At 69.1% G+C, this 18,773-nt stretch carries 14 protein-coding genes; 7 read left to right on the plus strand and 7 right to left on the minus strand.

Going from position 1 to position 18,773, the window contains the following annotated elements; all coding sequences use genetic code 11:
* Positions 1-6 precede the first annotated feature (6 nt).
* Positions 7-567, minus strand: a complete 561-nt coding sequence (locus ACWD3I_RS46400; protein WP_365405347.1) for a hypothetical protein — start codon at positions 565-567, stop codon at positions 7-9.
* Between the two features lie 212 nt (positions 568-779).
* Between ACWD3I_RS46400 and ACWD3I_RS46405 the strand changes: the two genes are divergently transcribed.
* A protein-coding gene (locus ACWD3I_RS46405) for an IS5 family transposase (protein WP_365405425.1) occupies positions 780-1,579 on the plus strand; the annotation gives its coding sequence in 2 pieces (ribosomal slippage) (positions 780-1,128 and positions 1,128-1,579; 801 coding nt in all).
* 346 nt (positions 1,580-1,925) lie between these two features.
* Here the strand turns inward: ACWD3I_RS46405 and ACWD3I_RS46410 are convergent.
* A complete protein-coding gene (locus ACWD3I_RS46410) occupies positions 1,926-2,561 on the minus strand; it encodes an ATP-binding protein (protein ID WP_365405344.1) in 636 nt (211 codons plus the stop codon).
* A 1,012-nt stretch (positions 2,562-3,573) separates the two neighbouring features.
* On the opposite strand from ACWD3I_RS46410, the gene ACWD3I_RS46415 reads away from it, so the two are divergent.
* The 4 genes from ACWD3I_RS46415 (at position 3,574) to ACWD3I_RS46430 (ending at position 6,314) form a co-directional block, all read left to right on the plus strand.
* A complete protein-coding gene (locus tag ACWD3I_RS46415; RefSeq protein WP_365405341.1) occupies positions 3,574-4,434 on the plus strand; it encodes a helix-turn-helix domain-containing protein in 861 nt (286 codons plus the stop codon).
* 5 nt (positions 4,435-4,439) lie between these two features.
* The gene (locus ACWD3I_RS46420; protein ID WP_267018101.1) at positions 4,440-4,655 is read left to right on the plus strand and encodes a DUF397 domain-containing protein; all 216 of its coding nucleotides are present in this window, start codon (positions 4,440-4,442) and stop codon (positions 4,653-4,655) included.
* 889 nt (positions 4,656-5,544) lie between these two features.
* A complete protein-coding gene (locus ACWD3I_RS46425; protein ID WP_389966605.1) occupies positions 5,545-6,006 on the plus strand; it encodes a MarR family transcriptional regulator in 462 nt (153 codons plus the stop codon).
* A complete protein-coding gene (locus ACWD3I_RS46430; RefSeq protein ID WP_267018102.1) occupies positions 6,003-6,314 on the plus strand; it encodes a replication initiation protein, RepL2 in 312 nt (103 codons plus the stop codon). The genes ACWD3I_RS46425 and ACWD3I_RS46430 overlap by 4 nt, the downstream gene beginning before the upstream one ends.
* An 817-nt stretch (positions 6,315-7,131) precedes the next feature.
* Here the strand turns inward: ACWD3I_RS46430 and ACWD3I_RS46435 are convergent.
* From ACWD3I_RS46435 to ACWD3I_RS46450, 4 genes are all read right to left on the minus strand, one after another.
* A complete protein-coding gene (locus ACWD3I_RS46435) occupies positions 7,132-8,073 on the minus strand; it encodes a replication-relaxation family protein (RefSeq protein ID WP_365405336.1) in 942 nt (313 codons plus the stop codon).
* Between the two features lie 581 nt (positions 8,074-8,654).
* Entirely contained in the window at positions 8,655-8,969 is a 315-nt protein-coding gene (locus ACWD3I_RS46440; protein ID WP_365405333.1) for a hypothetical protein, read from the minus strand.
* Positions 8,970-9,848: 879 nt separating this feature from the next.
* Positions 9,849-10,046: a helicase associated domain-containing protein gene (locus ACWD3I_RS46445; RefSeq protein ID WP_451084404.1), complete on the minus strand. Its 198-nt coding sequence runs from the start codon at positions 10,044-10,046 to the stop codon at positions 9,849-9,851.
* 1 nt (position 10,047) lies between these two features.
* The gene (locus ACWD3I_RS46450; RefSeq protein ID WP_365405328.1) at positions 10,048-10,299 is read right to left on the minus strand and encodes a hypothetical protein; all 252 of its coding nucleotides are present in this window, start codon (positions 10,297-10,299) and stop codon (positions 10,048-10,050) included.
* Positions 10,300-10,548: 249 nt separating this feature from the next.
* Between ACWD3I_RS46450 and fxsT (ACWD3I_RS46455) the strand changes: the two genes are divergently transcribed.
* Both fxsT (ACWD3I_RS46455) and fxsT (ACWD3I_RS46460) read left to right on the plus strand, forming a co-directional pair.
* The gene (gene fxsT, locus ACWD3I_RS46455; RefSeq protein ID WP_365405326.1) at positions 10,549-12,612 is read left to right on the plus strand and encodes an FxSxx-COOH system tetratricopeptide repeat protein; all 2,064 of its coding nucleotides are present in this window, start codon (positions 10,549-10,551) and stop codon (positions 12,610-12,612) included.
* A 602-nt stretch (positions 12,613-13,214) separates the two neighbouring features.
* Positions 13,215-15,671, plus strand: coding sequence for an FxSxx-COOH system tetratricopeptide repeat protein (gene fxsT, locus ACWD3I_RS46460; protein ID WP_365405323.1), 2,457 nt, complete (start codon positions 13,215-13,217; stop codon positions 15,669-15,671).
* 30 nt (positions 15,672-15,701) lie between these two features.
* Here the strand turns inward: fxsT (ACWD3I_RS46460) and ACWD3I_RS46465 are convergent, their stop codons facing one another.
* A complete protein-coding gene (locus ACWD3I_RS46465) occupies positions 15,702-18,200 on the minus strand; it encodes a DEAD/DEAH box helicase (RefSeq protein WP_365405320.1) in 2,499 nt (832 codons plus the stop codon).
* Between the last annotated feature and the right edge of the window lie 573 nt (positions 18,201-18,773).

Raw genomic sequence — 18,773 nt, forward strand, 5'->3', positions numbered from 1 at the left:
GCGGGTCTAGGGGTGGTGGTGGCCTGGGGTCGTGAGGAACGGCCGCAGGGTCTTCCAGTCGTCGCCCATCAGGGCGAGCGTGGCGCAGAGGCAGGGTGTGGGCGTGGTGGCGCCCCAATAGCGGGCCGCCTCGTGCAGGGTGGCGGCGGTGGCGGGGTCGATCAGGCCGTGGTGGTCCTGGCTGCACGTCACGGGGAGGACGTGCACCGCGGCTCGGCCCTCGTCGAGCACGGTCGTGACGATGATGCGGGCCTCGGGGTGCTCCTCGATGGCCTCGGCGACGAGGTCACGGGTTTGTGTGACGAGGGCTTCGACGACCGGTTCGGGCACCTGCCACGTCTTCAGGACCACACCGACGTCGCTGGCAGTCCGCTCGGCCGTGGCGGGGCGGCTGGTCGAGTAGTGGCGGGTTTCGCGCCTGCGGGCGCTGTCGATCACGTGAACCTCGGCCCGGTCCTCGTCGAGCACGGTCGTGACGATCACCCGGTCCCCGGAGTACTCCTCGATGGCCTCGGCGACGAGGCCACGGGTCCGCTTGACGAGGGCTTCGACGACCGGTCCGGGCACCTGCCATCCCCCCCAGAACCACCCTGGCCTCAAGCGCAGCCCGCTCGACCGTTTCCGGGTCGGCGATCGCGTATCGACGGGTCTCGCTCCTCGTTGGTGAGGGCATCACGCGTTCCTCCGCCAGGGATTCAAGTTGACGATGGCGAACAGGTACAGGCCGATCTCTAAGACGTCATCTCATTTGGCTGGGTAGCCTGTCGGTTGTGGTTTCGATCGTTGAGCGGCTGGTGCCGGATGAGTTGTGGGAGTTGTTCCAGCGTGTGGTCCCGGCGGCTCCGTCGCGGCCTCAGGGTGGCGGCCGACGTCGGCACGGGGACCGGGAGGTGCTGGCAGCAATCGTGTTCGTGGCCACGTCGGGCTGTACGTGGCAGCAGTTGCCGTCCGCGTCGTTCGGTCCGTCGGGAGCGACGGCTCACCGGCGCTTTGCCGAGTGGTCCAAGGCCCGGGTGTGGGCCAAGCTCCACCGCTTGGTCCTCGACGAACTCGGCTCCCGCGGCGAGTTGGACTGGTCCCGCTGCGCGATCGACTCGGTGAACATGCGGGCGCTGAAAAAGGGGAGCTGACAGGCCCGAATCCTGTAGATAGGGGCAAGTACGGTTCGAAGATCCACCTGATCACCGAGCGGACCGGTCTGCCCCTTTCCGTCGGAATCTCCGGAGCGAACCTGCACGACAGCCAGGCGCTGATCCCGCTGGTGAAGGGGATACCGCCGATCCGCTCCCGGCGCGGACGCCGACGGCGCAGGCCGGCCAAACTCCACGCCGACAAGGGATACGACTACGACCACCTGCGGCGATGGTTACGCGGACGCGGCATCCGGCACCGCATCGCCCGCAGGGGCATCGAGTCCTCGACCCGCCTGGGCCGTCACCGCTGGACCATAGAACGCACGATGTCCTGGCTCGCCGGATGCCGCCGATTGCACCGCCGCTACGAGCGCAAAGCTGATCACTTCCTGGCCTTCACCAGCATCGCCTGCACCCTCATTTGCTACCGCAGACTCGCCAAATGAGATGATGTCTAAGGCGGCCCGGCCCCACGAGGTCGCCGTCTCTACGTCTCGGTAGGGCAAGGGGAAGGCAGCGGTGGGTGCGGGTAACGCAGCTGGGATCACGCTGACCGTGGCGCGCACCCCATCGCACGCCACGGTCACGGTCACGTACGGCCGGGGTGCCTTCTCCAGCACCGCGGTGACGAAATCCACGGCGAGATCGGCCAGTAGGTCGGCCTGGTACGCCGCGGCCCCCCACCTGGTATAGACGCTGGCCACGCAGTCCCAGACCAGGTCCGCCACTACGTCAGTGACGGGCCATGTCCAGCGGACGGCCTCCGATAGACCCGGCTGAAGGGTCACGGGGTCAGTTATGGCTACGGGGGGCATCTGCGGCGTCTTCCGAGTCGTGGGAGATGGAGCCGTCCTGTGTGGGGGCGTGGACGGCGGGGGCGCTGTCCTCGGCCAGCCACGCGGGCGGGAGTTCCAGACAGGCGCGTACGGCCGTGCCGTCTCCGGCGGGGGTGGCCTCAAAGCGGGTCGCGAGTGCGTCGACGAGGAACAGGCCACGGCCGTGCGCGTCGTCGTCCCCGGCCTGCTGCGGCTGGAGCCGCCGGCGGGGCCCCTGGTCCACCACGAGCACCCACACCTCATGCGCGGTGAGCGATACGCCGACACGGACATCCCCGGTGGCGTGCGTGACGGCGTTGGTGGCGAGCTCCGAGACGATGAGCTTCAAGTCCTCGACGAGCAGGTGGGGCACGCGCCACACCCGGCAGACGTCGGCCGCCCACGTACGGGCCTCGGCCGGGGTGCGGTCGTCGCGGCCCGGGAACCGGCGTACCTGATTCAGGCACTGGACGGTCGAGACCTGGTGCGGCGGACGACAGGCGGTGCGGGCCAGACCCTGTGGAGGCACGGTCCGCGACTTGGGCGGGAACGCACTCCAGACGACGTCTTGCAGGGCCTCGGTCTGGCGGGCGCTCTCGGGGTCGGCGGTCATGGCCGGGTGTCCTTCCTGTGGGGGCCTGGTGTGGGGCGGTCTCCGGCCCATCCCTCGATCCGCGCCGTGAGGCTGTCGTGCCACCGGGCCAGGGCCTCGAGGACGGCCTCGGCGAGCGCATGGGTGTTGGTGAAGGGAAGTCCGGTACTGGGCGATCGAGTCCAGGTCCGGCCCGTCACCCATCGGCCGCTGGCTAGGTTCACCTCGGGTGCGGGGCACTTCATCAGGGCGGCAGCGGCGCACGTCGCGTACCGGTGCGGGGGGGGGGCAGATGGCGGTGGAGGCGAGCGGTACGAGGACCTCGATGCAGTGACGCGGGAGAGTGATGAGCACCGGGTCGGGCTGGTGACCGCGTTCCTTCAGTGCGTCGATCGTGTGGGCGGCGAGCATCTCGCTGATGCGTACGACCTCGACGCCCTGGACCCGCACGAAGGGGGCGCAACCTGCGGCCCATGCCAGACGCAGAGCTGGCCGGGGCGGTGTGCCCGGAGTCCACGGGGGGACGTGCTCGGCGGCTTCTGCCCAGCCGGTCAGGGCATCGAAGCTCACAATGTCTCCCTGGTGTCCGCGTGGTCCGGGCACGCTGACGGGGTAGCCGAGACACCCCTTGCCTTCCGGGCCGCTGGCCACGTACGCCATGCCGCCCGGGGATAAGTCGTCGATCCTCAGGCAGCACGCGCAGGTTTCGCCGTGTAGCTGGCTGGTCCGCTGGGGCGTCATCTGCAAGAGGTCGTGCACCGCGGCGCGGATCTCGGCGCCCGTCGGCCTGATGGAGAACAACTCCCGCTCACCCCTCGTGCTCAGCCCTGCGACATCGCGGCACTACATCCCGTAGTGCAATCCCAATTAGAATCCTCCATGCAATCCCATGAGACAAGCCCAATGGGGAATCAAACCCCTGACGTGGACCTCCAGGAAGGGGCGAAGGGGCATGCCTACTGGCCACCGGCGCGATGAGGCAGACTTGCACCAGGCAAACCCACCACGACGGCGCAGAAGGGGAGGGCGAGGGGTGAGTGATCCAAGCGGGCCCACCGTGAGGCGGCGGCGCCTCGGCAGTGAGCTGCGGCAACTGCGCGAACGCGCGGGCCTCGACCAGCTCGCGGCGGCGCAGCACCTGGAGTGCTCCACCTCGAAGATTTCACGCCTGGAACGGGGCCAGGGCCTCGCCAAGCAGATCGAGATCCGCAGCCTCCTCGACCTGTACAAGGTCGACGGGGAGGACGAACGGGCCGCCATCCTCACCCTGCACAAGACCGCGGCCGAGGTCGGCTGGTGGGAGCAAGCCGAGTACGAGGAGGTCTTCCCGTCTGGGCTGGGGGTGTACGTCGGCCTGGAGTACGACGCACGCGCCCTCCAGTGCTGGGAACTCGGATTCGTCCCCGGCCTGCTGCAAACCGAGGACTACGCGCGAGCCGTGCTATCAGCGCTGCCCCGCCGCTCCTCCGATGAGGTCGAGCGCCTCGTCAAGGCGCGGATGCAGCGTCAGGCCCGGCTCACGCAGGAGACGGACCCGCTGGAACTGTGGGCCGTCATCGATGAGTCGGTCCTGCGCCGTCCGCTGGGCGGGACGGCAGTCATGCAGGCCCAGCTCTGCGTGCTCGTCGACTGGACCTCACGGACGAACGTCACGGTCCAAATCTTCCGGCCGAAGGACATGCACCCCGGGCTTCGCGGCAGTTTCACGCTGCTCGAGTTCGGACCGGCAGACCCGCGCATCGGCTACGTGGATTCACCGAGCGGGAATGCCTTCCTGGAGAAAGACCGGCAAGTCCGGTCACTGGTCGACACCTTCGACCGCCTGCGGGCGGCTGCACTCGACCCCGAGGAGTCCGCGGCGCTCTTGCAATCCCTAGCCGCAGAGGAGAACTGATCACCATGAACCACCCCACCCTGCCCACGTACGATGCGCGCGCTCTCGCCTGGCACAAGAGCTCGTACAGCTCCGAAAACGGCGCCTGCGTGGAGATCGCGCAGGTACCGGATGGCCGGGTGGCCGTGCGGGACTCCAAAGTGCACGCCGGTCCTCACCTCGCCCTCGACGCGCAGGCCTTCGGCGCCCTCGTCGGCGGCGTAGTCGACGGAACCGTCTGACCAACCGTCACACGACAGCGGGCCGCCCCGATCGGGGCGGCCCGCTGTCGTGTGCTGCGGCCTACCGCTTGCGTCTGGGGCGGCCCTTAGGCTGCACCCGCGTGCGTGCCTGAGTACCCAGGCGCGGGCTTGTCCAGCAACAGGCTGGCCCGCGACTCATAAGTCGGCCGTGTCCGCCTCTCCTCGCCTAGGGGTCGGGACATCCTCGGCCCTGGGGGCCTGCGGTGTGCCGACGGGGTCCTCAGGATCGTCGGCGGCGGAAGGTTGTCGGCGGTGTCGAGGCAAGCGGGGCTGAGGCTGGTGTGGGCTGATGGAGGCACACGTGGCGGGTAATTGGTCGCTGCGAACGCGTCGTGGCGTGCTTTCGGGGGCTGGGGACGGGGGAGTGCACGCGGTGTTCGTCGACCAGTAAGTGGAGGCGGGGCCCGGTGGCCGCCGGAGGCGGCGGGCTAGCGCCGACTGGCGCGGCCGCGTGGTGGGGGCTTGGAGTCGTGGGTGGAGCACCGGCGTACATGCCTGTCCCACTGCTGGAGAAGGCGCAACAGATGAAGCCGTTCTGACCTGCGGAAACATCGCTCAGCACCAAGATCTGACGATCTGGCACCCAGTCTTGAGCAGCGTGCACACGGTCTCGGAGGACTGGGCAGGCAGTCCTGGGCATCGTGGCACTCGTGTCCTGCAGACCGCGACCGGGTTCTCAGGACCTGCCTAGATTGACGTCACGTTCATAAGCAGGTGCGGATCCCGGGAGCTGGTGGAGGCGTGGTGTTGATGCCGGGGTGAGCGACACGCTCTGGAAGCCGGGTTCATGGACTCTGTGCTCATGTACGTTACGTTCATCTGGTCGGCCTGAGGGCCGCCGCTCTACCCATTCAGGCAACGTCCGGCCATGGAGGGCCCGTTGGGAGCACGCAGACTGGTTGATGCCGACACGGGCGAGGCCATCCCGTATGCGCCCTACGCCTTCACCGGCGATCACGTCCAGGTCGACAAGGCCCGGGTCGCGGCGATCACCGAGAGCAAGGACTTCACCCCGAGCCAGAAGTTTATGGTGCTGTGGTGGATCGGTCTCTCCCCTCAGGGCATGGCGCCGCTGAGGGCCACCGGCGCGGACATCGCCAAAAAGGTCGGGATGACCGCCGACGCCGTCGGCAAGATCAACCGGAAGCTCCTCAAGCAGCGCATCCTGATCGAGCGCGGCCGCATCGGCAACTACAGGCTCTACCGGATCAGCCCGTACATTGCTTTTCACGGGACCGGGATTGAGCAACGGGAAGCGATCAAGACGTGCAACCCGCCGGACATCCCCGGCTTCGACAACACGACCCCTTCGTGGTTGGAGGCCCAGTGAGCAGCGACGACAAGCACAGGCTCCTGGACGTCCTCCACCGCACCGCGGGCATGACCGCCAACCAGCGCCTGGTCGTCATGCTCTACGCGATGCACCCCGCCGACCGCGCTGGCGCCGTCATCGAGACCGGCGCCAAGCTCGCCGAGCTGGTCGGCATGTCCCCCACCGTGTTCTCCCGCACCCGGCGCCAGGTCGTGGAAGCCGGCTGGCTCGAGGAATCCGAACGGCTCGCGCACATCAGCTACTACCGGCTCAGCGCGAAGTGCACCGGCGAGGACGTCGTCGTACCCCTGCGCCGCGCAACCTGAACAGGCCCGAGAGCCAGGGCTCATGTACGTGAGGTCAATGAGTACCGCTTCCTCGACCGGTACTCATTGACCTCACGTACATGAGCAGGGTGGGGCGCTTTCCACCGCGCACAGCGGCGAAAACCCGACACTGGCGGTGACCAGCTACGTCTCACCGCGCCTTTGGCAGGCGCAGGCAGGGGCGGTCAGCGTGGTCCGGTCTCGGGCAGCTGCCTCACCTCCGGCTGCGCAATCGGCCGGCCGGACCTGCGCAATCGGCACCGCGGCGGCTGCGCAATCGGCTGTGACGGCTGCGCAGTCGCGGCCGCTCGCACTGCGCAGACTGTCCCGGCCAGCCTGGCCTGGGGCGTTCCGGTGAGGGGCGGTGCGCAGGTTGCACAGCTGCGCGGTGGTGGTTGGCTTCGGTCGCTGCGCAACGGCTGGCCGGTTGCGCAGCCTTTCGGTTGCGGCGATTGCGCAGGGCGCTGACCTGCATGGTCTGGTCTGTGGTCGGGCCTGCGGTCGGGATTTCGGTCGGGGTGGAGCACGGTCGTGGTCGGGGTGGTGGAGGTCATGGCCGGCCGGTTGCGCAGCCTTTCGGTCGCGGTGGTTGTGCAGGCCGCTGACCTGCATGGTCTGTTCTGTGGTCGGGGTGGTCGGAGCCGTGGTACGCCCCAGGCCCTCACCTCCTGACCCCACCGGATCCACGCTGCTCCTCCTCGGCCGCGGACGCGACAGGGCCTACACCACAGCCACGGGCCCCGTCGCGTCAGCGGCTCCACTGCTTCGGGGCGGCTCGACTGAGAGCTTCACCCGAAGGGGGCGGTGAGCGGGGTGGTCAGTCACCCCGCCGGTGTGTCCAGGTGACTTGTTCCGCGGGGGCGGTGACGGGCCGCCAGATGGGCGCGGAGGGCCCGTCGCGGAGGATGTCGGTGAGCGGAGCAACCAGGATGGGCACGGCGGCCAGGAAGTCAGCTCTGGTGAGCTCCGCGCCGGAGCGCAGGGTGTTGACGCGGTTGGCGATGCCGTCAGGGCCGGTGCCGTCCAGGACGAACAGCAGGCGCGGGAAGATCGGATAGCGGCGCCGCCAGTCTTCCGCCGGCACTTGGTACGCAGCTGCCCGGGGCCGGCCGACGGTCACCGGCACATGCCGGTACAGCCGTTCGTAGGCGAGAAGCTTTGCGGCGAGGCGTTCGGGACCCATGGTGGCGCGGTCGACTTCCACGAACGCCCGCAGCAGCGACCAGCCTTCGCCGTCACGGCGGCTGCGCCGGTAGTACAGCAGCGCGTCGGGTATGACGGCCTCCCCGGTGCCGAGGGAGTGGTAGACCTCGGGGATCCAGTCCAGCGGCGGGCATACGTCTCCGTGGCGGCGGGCGTCCTGGACGAACGCCAGGCCCGTCTCGGTCACGGTCAGCGCGTGCCCGACCCGCAGCCGGGCCGCGGTACGGTCCGCGCCCAGCTTCGCGGGCTGCCACTCCCGCAGTTCCGGCCATTCGGAGGCGACGTCGGCGCCGTAGTGGGTGGCGAACCACACCCGCGTCCGACCGGCCTGCGGCAGCGTGATCCGGTCGACCAGGCCCTCAGCCTTCAGCTTGGCCAGCCGGCGCCGGGTCTGCTCGATCCGCACATCAGGCGCGATCAACAGGTGCATCTGCTCGGTCGTCGCCATCCGGTACTGCGCCAGCACCGCCAAAGCCAGCCGGTCGCCACCGCCCGCATCCACATCCCGCATCAGCGCGCCCTCCGCGTCCATGCCGCGGTGCCGCCTTCCCGGCACCGCGCGCACCTCCACGCCACCAGCCACCCCGTACCGAAACCCGTACCACGAAGGCCCGACCAGCATCACGATGCGATAACCCCGCCCCAGACCACGCCCACAACCCGTACCACCCACCCCGCCCACAATCCCGCCGACAACGGTCCGCGCCCTTACCGGGTCTGACGGTGTATCCGCAGCTCACCACCCCTGACCAGGCGTGGTCTGCAGCCCGACATCCCCCTCTGCACACCCCCACGCCCCCGACGAGACAAGAAGGAAGGGAAAGGGAAGGGCGGGGACGGGTGAGGGTCGCCTCGGGGGATCGGGCGCCGTTCTCTTCTGTTGCGCGTCGGCGGGGCCTCCGCACTCGCGCCGGACGCAGCCGGCGCAGTAAACCGGGCGTGGGGCAACAGGTCGACGCTGGACCTTCTACCAAGCGCGCTTCCCTGTCTGGCCGTGCACGTGCTCGGCCCGCTCGACGGTCTCACCGCGAAGCGCGAGCGACGCGATCACTATGACAAGCGCGGCTACGTCTTCCCCGGCACCGCTACAGCAGCGTCCTTGTCATCCGGCTCCGAGCCTGATCACTCGGACAGGACTTACGGTGTGCGGCCAGCCTTCCGGTTACCACCAGCGAGCTGACCGATCATCATGACGAGGAGGCCAGCCAGGAGCATCGCGTCGCCGATCAGCGTTCCCGCCAGCCGAGCGCCGGAATCACTGATCAACACCCCGGAGGCCAGCTGCCAGCACAGCGCAAAGGCCAACACCAGCTGACCCCAGCCGTAGACCCGCGGGGCGCGAACATGCCGCCGGTTCATAGGGAGCACCCAGCCGCGGGTAACCGCCGCAACGCCGGAGGCGGCGATGAGCAGCGCCAACAGGGCCAGAGGCATGGCGAGGTACAGCTTCACGGATCCTCCCCGGCATGCCGGACCCACGCCCGACGACAGCGTGATCATGACACTCACTGCATCGCGCGTCCATAACTCCATCGCCCAGAACCAGTCCCAGTGGCTTCTCGCAGACGGTCTCACCGCGAAGCGCGAGCGACGCGATCACAGCGGGCAGCCCGCCGACGCCGGCCCGGCGAGACGTGGGCGGTAGCCGGACACCTTCACGCAGCCGCCCCGTTGGGTGTCGAGGCGGACCGGCGCGCCCTCCCATTCCCACTGCTTGATGAGTTCCGTGGGGAGGTTGTCGACTCGTCGGCCTCCACTTGTACGACCCAGGCGGTCAGCTCCTCGCCGTACTCCTGCCGCCACTCCTTCAGGACGGTGAAGAGGTGGGCGAAGTCGTCGACCAGGGCCAGCGCCTGGTCGGGGGTTCATCGCTGGGATGGAACCCCTGTTGCGCTGCGGGTTGCGCTGGAGGTTGCGCCAGGGTGTTGCGGTAGAGGTTGCGCTGGAGGTTGCGCGGCCTCCCGGAGCCTCTCCGCGTCACCCCTGGTCACCCCAACAATCAGGCTTGGTACGCCTGCTGACATCCCCCTCTGCACACCCCCACGCCCCCGACGAGACAAGGAGAAGGGAAAAGGGAAGGGCGGGGACGGGTGTGGGCGCGCCTCGGGGGATCGGCGCCGTCCTCCTCTGCTTGCGCGTCGGCGGGGCCTCCGCGCTCGGGCGCCGGACACAGCCGACGCAGACAGCCCGAAGCACGGCCAGCACGCGCTATCGCCCCGCCCGCCCCTGAGCCCTCTTGCTGTGGCTCGCACGGGACACAGCTGGCGGAGAGCGAGGGGCGCACGAGATTCCACGCTTTCGACGCGAGCGGCGTGTTGACCAGCCAGCCCGCTACCAGCGCATCTCCAACGCGTTGAGGGCCTCGCGTCGTTCCACGCTCAGCTTCGCGGCGCGGCGGCGGACGTTGGAGATGAACGAGCCGAGCCCGAGGAGTTCGCCGTCGACGTCTTCGCGGTGTTGGCGGGGTACGCGGAGGTGCCCCTCGCGGGCGTGGAACTGTCGCGCGGCGGTCATGTTCCGTTCCCACAGCTTATTCCTGGGACCGCCGTGCCGGAACCACCGCTACGCCCTCGGCCTGCGGATGCACGCCGATCGTCTCCAGCACGTACTGCTGGACGGGCACGAGCTTGTCCCATCCGGCCACCTGTCCGGCGATCCATCCCCCGAGATCCTCGCCTTGGACGACCGCCTTCACGTGCGCGAGCAGAAGTTGATACGAGTGCTGCCGGTTTCTCTCCCAGTCCGGAGCCTGCCCGGGGTCGATCTCCGGCGGCACCTTCATAGGTTCTTGGCCTCGGCTGACAGAGCTGCGCCCGCCAAGACGGGGGAGCCTGGCGGGCGCACGAACAGTCTGGCACGCAGGTGCTCTTTCGTAGGGCAGCACAGAGGATCCGCGTCGACGGCGTCCAACGTGGACCCACCCGGGCTCTACCCGACGGCCTGGTACCGATGCTGGTGAACGTGGGGCCGGTCAAGGGCCGCTGGCCATAGCCTGGTTGGCGGCGTACAGCGGCACGGCACGGGGGCACGGATGACGGGTGCGGGGGCGTCTGACGGCACGTCGGACCGGGTGTGGTTTATCAGTCATGCGGGGGCGGATCGGGCGTGGGCGGAATGGGTCGGCTGGCAGCTCCTGGACGCCGGCCACCAGGTCGAGCTGGATTACTGGGACTGGGGTACCGGCGACAACTTCGTCCTGAAGATGAACGCCGCCCTCGAACGCGGCCGGCTGCTGGCCTTGTTCTCCCCGGCCTACTTCGAACCGGAACGTTTCACGACCCCGGAGTGGACCGCCTTCACCGGCCGCGACAGCCTCCTGGTCCACCTGCGCCAAGCACTGGCGTCCGATCAGCGGGTGGCGGTCCAGGCGCTGCACGGCCGCGGCGGGGTCGGCAAAACACAACTCGCAGTCGAGTACGCGCACCGGTTCGCGGGCGAGTACGAGCTCGCCTGGTGGATCCCGGCCGAAGACCCGGCCCTGATCCCCGACCAGCTCGCGGCTCTCGCCGCCCGGATCGGCGCCGCGCCGATCGGGACGGCGCCCGCCGAGGCGGTCGAGCTGCTGCTGAGCGAGCTGGGGACGATGTCGCGCTGGCTGCTGGTCTTCGACAACGCTGAAGACCCCAGCGCCCTGGCCCCGTTCCTGCCCGGCGGCACCACCGGGCATGTCCTGGTCACCTCCCGTAACCCCCGCTGGCGTACCTACGCCGTCCCGCTGGACGTCGACACCCTCGCCCGAACCGAATCCATCACCCTCCTCCGCGCCCAGGGCGCCGTCCTCTCTGATACGGACGCCGACCACCTCGCCGCCACTTTGGACGATCTGCCGCTGGCGCTCGCGCAGGCCGCGGCCCTGCTCACCGGGGGCTTGTCGGCCGCCGACCTGACGGCGGAATTGGCCCGCAGCATGCACGAGGTGCTGGCCGAGGGCTGTCCGGATGACTATCCGGTGTCGCTGGCCGCGCAGGTCCGCCTGACCGCCGCCCGTCTGGCGGCTGACCACCCGGGTGCTGCCGCCGTACTCGCTGCCCTCGCGCTGCTGGCTCCCGCGCCCTTCCCTCTGACTGCCTGTGCTGGCCACCTGCGCGATCAGACCTCCCCCGTACTGCGCGAGGCTTTGGTGTCGCGGTTGCGTGCGGGGGGTGTGGTGGAGGCGATCGCCCGGCACAGTCTGGCCCGTACTCAGAACGGCACCGTCCAGTTGCACCGGCTGACGCAGGCCGTGCTGGCCGACCAGCTCACCCCAGTCCAGCGCGAGCGAGCGGCACGGGATGCGGAAGCTCTCCTGGCCGCGGCGGCCCCCGCAGACGTGTCGGATCCGGTGGGGTGGCCGGTGTGGCAGGTGCTGCTGCCGCACCTGCTGGCCGTGGACCCGACCTCCCTCACCACCACAGGGGCACGGTGGGCGCTGCGTGACGCGTGCTGGTACCTGATGGACCGCGGCCAGCCCCACCCCGCCCTAGAGCGCCTGAAGCTCCTGCACGACACCTTGTTGCAGCAGATAGGCCCCGACCACGACGACACCCTGGCGGCTGCCAACGCCCTGGCCCGCGCCTACCACAACACCCAGGACCATGAACGCGCCCGCGCCCTGGACGAAGACTCCCTCCAACGCCACCGACGCCTCTACGGCGACGATCACACCCACACCCTGACCAGTGCCGACAACCTCGCCAACTGGCTCAGGGCGCTGGGGCGACACGAGGAAGCCCTGGCCTTGCACGAAGAAGCGCTGGCGGGCCGACGCCGGGTGCTCGGTGCGGATCATCCCGACACCCTGCGCACGGCCCACAACCTGGCCCTCGATCTGGCGGATGTGGGTCGGGTGGAGGAGGCGGTGATGTTGTGCGAGGAGACGCTGGCGGGTCTGCGGCGGGTGGTGGGTGTGGATCATCCCGACACCCTGCTCACGGCGTACAACCTGGCGATCTGGCTGGCAGATATGGGTCGGGCGGAGGAGGCGGTGGTGTTGTGCGAGGAGACGCTGGAGCGCCAGCGTCGGGTGCTGGGTCTGGATCATCCGGACACCCGCAGCACCGCCGCGTGGTTGGAGGGGTTGGGCAAGGAGAAGGAGGGGTCTAGGACGGGGGAGTAAATCCGATGCCGCGTCCTTCCCGTACGCCGTCTACCAGCGCATGCCGAGGGATCGAGATCCGCTGTCCGGGAGCGGTTTTTCTGATCAGTAATGGGTGGTCTGGCCTGCACTGATCAGTTTGCGGTGCGTCGGTGGGCGGGGGATTGCAGTGTGCCGGTGGCTGCAGTGATTGTGGGCGCTGTGCTGGATCAGCGGCCTGGCCTGTGGCTTTGTCAGTTAGCTGGTGGGGCGATCAGGTCGTGTCATCTGCGCTGCGCAAGGTTCAGATTCGATGGTCGTTGGTATGCGGTGTCGCGAGATTGCCTCGTGTTACACGCTGTCGGCCCATGAGGGGTCGAGACAGGTGTGGATGTCGCCGAGTGGGAGACGGAGCGGGCCGAGGAGGAGGCGATCCACGCCGGCACGAGACCCCGGCCGTTGCCATGACAGGCCGGGGTCCCGCGGTGCACTTCGGTGACCGTAGAGCTCAACGAGCACGAGACGGTCGGCGTCACGCTGCGGAGCCGACGGTCCGGTATGGATGCTGGTGAACGTGGGGCCGGTCAAGGGCGGCTGGTCATAGGCTGGTTGGTGGCGTACAGCGGCGCGGCACGGGGGCACGGATGGCTGATACGGGGGCGTCTGACAGCGGGTCGGACGAGGTGTGGTTCATCAGTCATGCGGGTGCGGATCGTGCGTGGGCGGAGTGGGTCGGCTGGCAGCTGACCGAGGCCGGGCATGAGGTGGAGCTGGATTACTGGGACTGGGGTGCGGGCGACAACTTCATCCTGAGGATGAACGCCGCGCTGGAGCGGGGCCGGCTGCTGGCGTTGTTCTCGCCCGCGTACTTCGAGCTCGAGCGGTTCACGACCCCGGAGTGGACCGCGATGATGGCCATGCGGGAGAAGATTGTTCCCGTCCGTATCGCTGACACCGTCCCGCCTCCCATTCTGCGTCCACTGTTGGCCCCTGCTCTGTTCGGCCTGGACGATCACGCTGCCCGCGAGGCCCTGTTGTGCGCGGTGCGCGGCCCTACCCGCCCCGGCACCGCGCCGCCGCGACCGTCGGGTATGCGGGCTCGAGACGGTGCCGCTGATGGTCCCCGCTTGCCTGCCACGTTGCCGCAGGTGTGGAATCTGCCCGCCCGCAACGCGGCTTTCACCGGCCGCGACACTCTCCTGGTTAACCTGCGTAAGTCGCTTGCTGCCGACCAACGCGTCGCGGTCCAGGCGCTGCACGGCCGCGGCGGGGTAGGGAAAACTCAGCTGGCGATCGAGTACGCGCATCGATTCGCCGGCGCCTACGAGCTCGCGTGGTGGATCCCGGCCGAAGACCCCGTCCTCATCCCCGATCAGCTGGCCCGGCTGGCCGCCCGGACCGGTGCTGCGCCCGCCGGCACCTCCCCGGCAGAGGCGGCGGAGGCGCTGCTGGGGCAGCTGCGCGCCCGTTCGCGCTGGCTGCTGGTGTTCGACAACGCTGAAGACCCCGACGCCCTCGCCCCATTTCTGCCTGGCAGTACCACCGGGCATGTGCTGATCACTTCCCGTAACCCGCACTGGCACACCCACGCTGTCCCGCTCGACGTCGCCACGCTCTCCCGCAGCGAGTCGGTGGCTTTGCTGCGCGCGCAGGGCGCCATGCTCAGCGACGCGGACGCCAATCACATCGCCGGGACCCTGGATGACCTTCCTCTGGCGCTGGCTCAAGCGGCGGCCCTGCTGACGATGCACGGCCTGTCCGCCGCGGATCTGACGGCCGAGCTGGCACGCAGCACCGCCGAGGTGCTGGAGGAGGACCCGCCGCACGACTATCCCGTGGCGCTGGCCGCACAGGTCCGGCTGACCACCACCCGCCTGGCAGCCGAACACCCTGGCGCAGCCGCCCTGCTGGCCGCCCTGGCTCTGCTGGCCCCCGAGCCCTTCCCCGCCACCGCCTGCACCGGCACCCTCCCTGACGAGGCCTCCCCGCCCCTGCGCCAGGCCCTGTCCGGCCGTCTGCCCGCGGGTAAAGCCCTGCGCGCGATCGGCCGGCACAGCCTGGCCCGGATCCAGGACGGCACCGTGCAGGTGCACCGCCTGACCCAGACCCTGCTGCGCGACCCGCTCACCCCCGACCAGCTGCAGCAAGCAGCCCGCAACGCCGAAGCCCTCCTTGCCGCCGCCCATCCCGGCGAGGCTGACGAGCCCTCGACATGGCCCAGCTGGCAGGCACTCCTGCCCCATCTCCTCGCCGTCGAACCGGCGCTGATCACCACTGAGGCAGGCCGGGACACCGTGCGCAGCGCCTGTTGGTATCTGATGGATCGCGGCCAGGCCCACGCCGCCCGGGACCGATTGGAGCACTTGCACCAGGTCTGGTCCCGGCAACTCGGTCCGGACCACGAGGGCACCTTGTGGACCGTCACCTATCTCGCCCGCGCCTACGACGGCTCCCAGGACTATGAACGCGCCCTCGCCCTAGACGAAGACACCCTCGCCCGTCGCCGACACCTCTACGGCGACGACCACCCCGACACCCTGACCAGCGCCAACAACCTTGCCAACCGGCTGTGGGTGCTGGGACGGCACGAGGAAGCCCTCGCCCTGGACGAAAAGACGCTGGAAGCGCGGCGTCGGGTGTCGGGGGCGGAGCATCCGGAGACACTGCGCACGGCGACCGGAATGGCCGTCCGGTTGGCGTCTGTGGGTCGGGTGGGGGAGGCGGTGGTGTTGGGGGAGGAGACGTTGGGGGTGCGGCGTCGGGTGTTTGGGTTGGATCATCCGGACACGCTGGCCACGGCGCACAACCTGGCCATGGATCTGGCGGAGGTGGGTCGGGTGGAGGAGGCGGTGGTGTTGGGGGAGGAGACGTTGGGGGCGCGGCGTCGGGTGCTGGGGTTGGATCATCCGGACACGCTGCGCACGGCGCACGTCCTGGCCATGGATCTGGCGGAGGTGGGTCGGGTGGAGGAGGCGGTGGTGTTGGGGGAGGAGACGCTGGAGGGACAGCGTCGGGTGTTGGGTGAGGATCACCCCCACACCCGCAGCACTGCCGCGTTGCTGGAGGCGTTGCGCGAGCAGCAGGAGGAGCCAGGGGAGTGACCCCATGGGGATCTCCCGCCTCACGCCTGTCTACCAGCGCATGCCGAGGGCATCGAGGTCCGCGCGCCGCTCTGCGGACAGCTTGGCTGCTCGGCGGCGGGTGTTGTCCAGGAAGGACCCGAGTTTGATCTCCTCGCCGTCGACGATTTCGACGTGCTTGCGCGGTGGCTGCAGGTGTCCTTCGCGGGCGTGGAACTGGCGTGAGGCCGCAAGGTTGGCCGTCCACCGGTCGCCCTGGGACCGCCGAGCCGGAACTACCGCCACGCCCTCGGCCTGCGGATGCACGCCGAGGCTCTCCAGCAGGTACTGCTGGGCAGGCACGAGCCGGTCCCAGCCGGCTACCTGCCCGGCGATCCACACCCCGAGATCCTCGCCCTGGACGACGACGTCTCCCGCCCCGGCGGGGAGCGGCCCGCCTGCTTCCACATGCGCAAGCAGGAGCCGGTAGCAGCGTTGCCAGCCGATCTCCCATCCCTCTGGTGCCCATCCGGGGTCGATCTCGTTGAGGGCTTCCATGCGGCTCTCGGAAAGCTCTCCGGCATAGGAGATGCCGGTCTCCCCGTTCGTGCGGCGTGCGGCGTTCTCACGCGTCCTCTTGGCCGCCGCGCGCTGGTTCTTGGCCCACACCCCAAGGGGGAACCCGTCCCAGACGACGGAGGCGGCGGGTAGGAGGTGGCCGTGTACGGCTGCGTAGTCGCGGGCGACGGTGAGGCCGGCGTCCCATGCGGAGGCGTGTACGGACCAGATCATGCCGAGGTTTTCCAGCGTGGTGACCCGTTTGGCGTCCAGGGTCCCGGCTGCGTAGTAGCGGCGTTGATCTGCGACCCAGACCCCCAGCGGATGCCCGCCGATGCCGGGCCAGTCCTCCGGCGTGACGTACGTGTACGGCACGCGGAGCTCGCTGCTGCCGGTCTCGCGCAGCCACCGGGTGGCGGCCTCGATGCCGCGGAGCCAGTAGGCGCGTTCGGGGTCGATGACCCGCAGCCGCACGAATTGCGTGAGGACGGCCGGGTCGCGTTCCTCGCTGAACCGCAGCACTCCCGCCGCCGCGGCCCCGACCGGGGGAACGAGGTCCTGCTCCTGGCCGTCCTCCCCATCAGTGTCCTGCGCCACGTCCTCGCCATCGCCGTCGTCCTCGGAGCGCCAACTGCTGTTGCGCAGACGGGGATCGGCCAGCGCCTCGATCGTGACAGCGTCGTGCGCCCGGAGGGCTCCGAGGACCTTGCTGAGGCTGTTGTAGGCCTCTGAGGTGAGCATTTCGTCCGGATCTTCGTCCGGTCCGAGGAATACTGGAACGATTAGCGTGGCGAGTTTTCCGCGTCCCGGATGCAGTCGCAGAGCGCGCCCGACCATCTGCACGATATCGACCATCGAGCCCCGCGCATCCGCGAAAAGCACTGCATCGCATTCGGCGGTATCGACACCTTCACCCAAAACACGAACTGAGGAAAGGACCCTCAATTCCGCCCGCACATCCTCGCCCTCGGATTCGGGCCCACCGAGGAAATCGGAGGCGAATTCATCCAGCACCCGGCGGCGGTGGCCGGGAGCGTGCTCGCCATACAGCCAGTCCGCCCACACCTGCCGAGCCGACGGATAGGTGTCCGGGTCGTCCTCAGCGAGCCGGCGGGCCGTCACCGGCACGGCCGCCGCCATCGCCTCCGCCTCACCCACCCGACTGTGGAACGACAGCACCCGCCGAAACCGCTCCTTGACCGCAGCCTGCATCAGCCCCGTCTGGATGGCCGCCAGCCGCGCCCCGCGGACCGCGTCGGATCCGGTGTCCTCGCTGCTCAACGCCGCATACAGATCCGGATCACGGATGTCCAAGCAGAGCAACTGATAGGGCGCGACGATGCCCCGCCCGATCGCCTCCGACAGGGTGAGCTTGTACGCCACCGGCCCGAACATCGGCGAACGGTCCTCCATCGACGCCACCAACCGCGGCCGCTCACCCTCGCCGTCGGCCTCCCACACCCTGGGAGTGGCCGTCATGTACAACCGCCGCTCCGCAGGCAGCTGCGCCTGGTCATGCACCGCCGCCCACGGCCGAAGACCATCCCCACTCGTGCGATGAGCCTCGTCCACGACCATCAGGCTCCACACCCCGAGGCCGGCCGCGTGGGCACGCTGGAGAATGCGCAGGCCCACGGAGGCGTAGGTGGCGAAGACCGTGACGGTCTCCAGACCTTCCATCCATGCCACCAGTTCGTCGGGATCGGTCGTGCAGGGCAGGCCCTGGCTCTCCTCGGCCCGCAGCGAGCACACCCCGATCATCGCGCCCGACCGGCCCGCCCGACGCCACGCGCCGGCCATCTGCGTCAGCAGGTCCAGTGTCGGCACCACCACCAGCACACGACGCGCGGAAAGACGACGCGCGGACTCCGCACCGATCAGGCTTTTCCCGGAGCCGGTAGCAGCGATAACCTGTGTCCGCAGCCCCTCCGGGGGCATACGACCACCGGGCGGCGTGCCGAGAATACGGACGACGCTGTCAACGGCCTCGGCCTGATGCGGACGCAATTCCATCTGAGCCACAATGCCTCGCATTCTCGGGCGCATTCAGAGGGAATCCCGCGTCAATCCAGATTCCATCCGAGTTCCAAAATGACGACCTCCGGTCCGGACACTCCGGGGAGAGAGGTACCCCGCTATCATCCCAGACTCAAGCCGCTAACAAGGGTGACGCATCAGATCTCTTCGAAAGTGACTAGAAGTGATCGAGGGTGGCCGATTCCGACGGAAGCCCAAGACTTGACAGGGCATCAAGTGGCCACCCTTCAGAAGGCGTCTGACACGCCGCACTCGCGATCCAGGCGCGCGAGACATCCCTTGCCTCCCACGCGCCGTCACTCCTCCCTGTAGCTGCTGCTTTTGCAGGAGTGGAGCGCGGAGCGCACCAGTCCTACCGGAATCCGGCGGAGCCGGATTCCCTGCCGGGCCACGGAGTGGACCGGCACGCCGGAACGGAGTTCCGGCCCTTCCGGGCGAAGCCCGGAAACCGCCGCGTAGCGGCGGCGCGTCGTGTTCGCGGAGCGAACCGCGCGGGTGCTCGACGGGACCGGCGGGGGTGAAGGTGTCGACGGTGGCGACGATCTCTTC

It is taken from the genome of Streptomyces sp. NPDC002817, assembly GCF_053592055.1.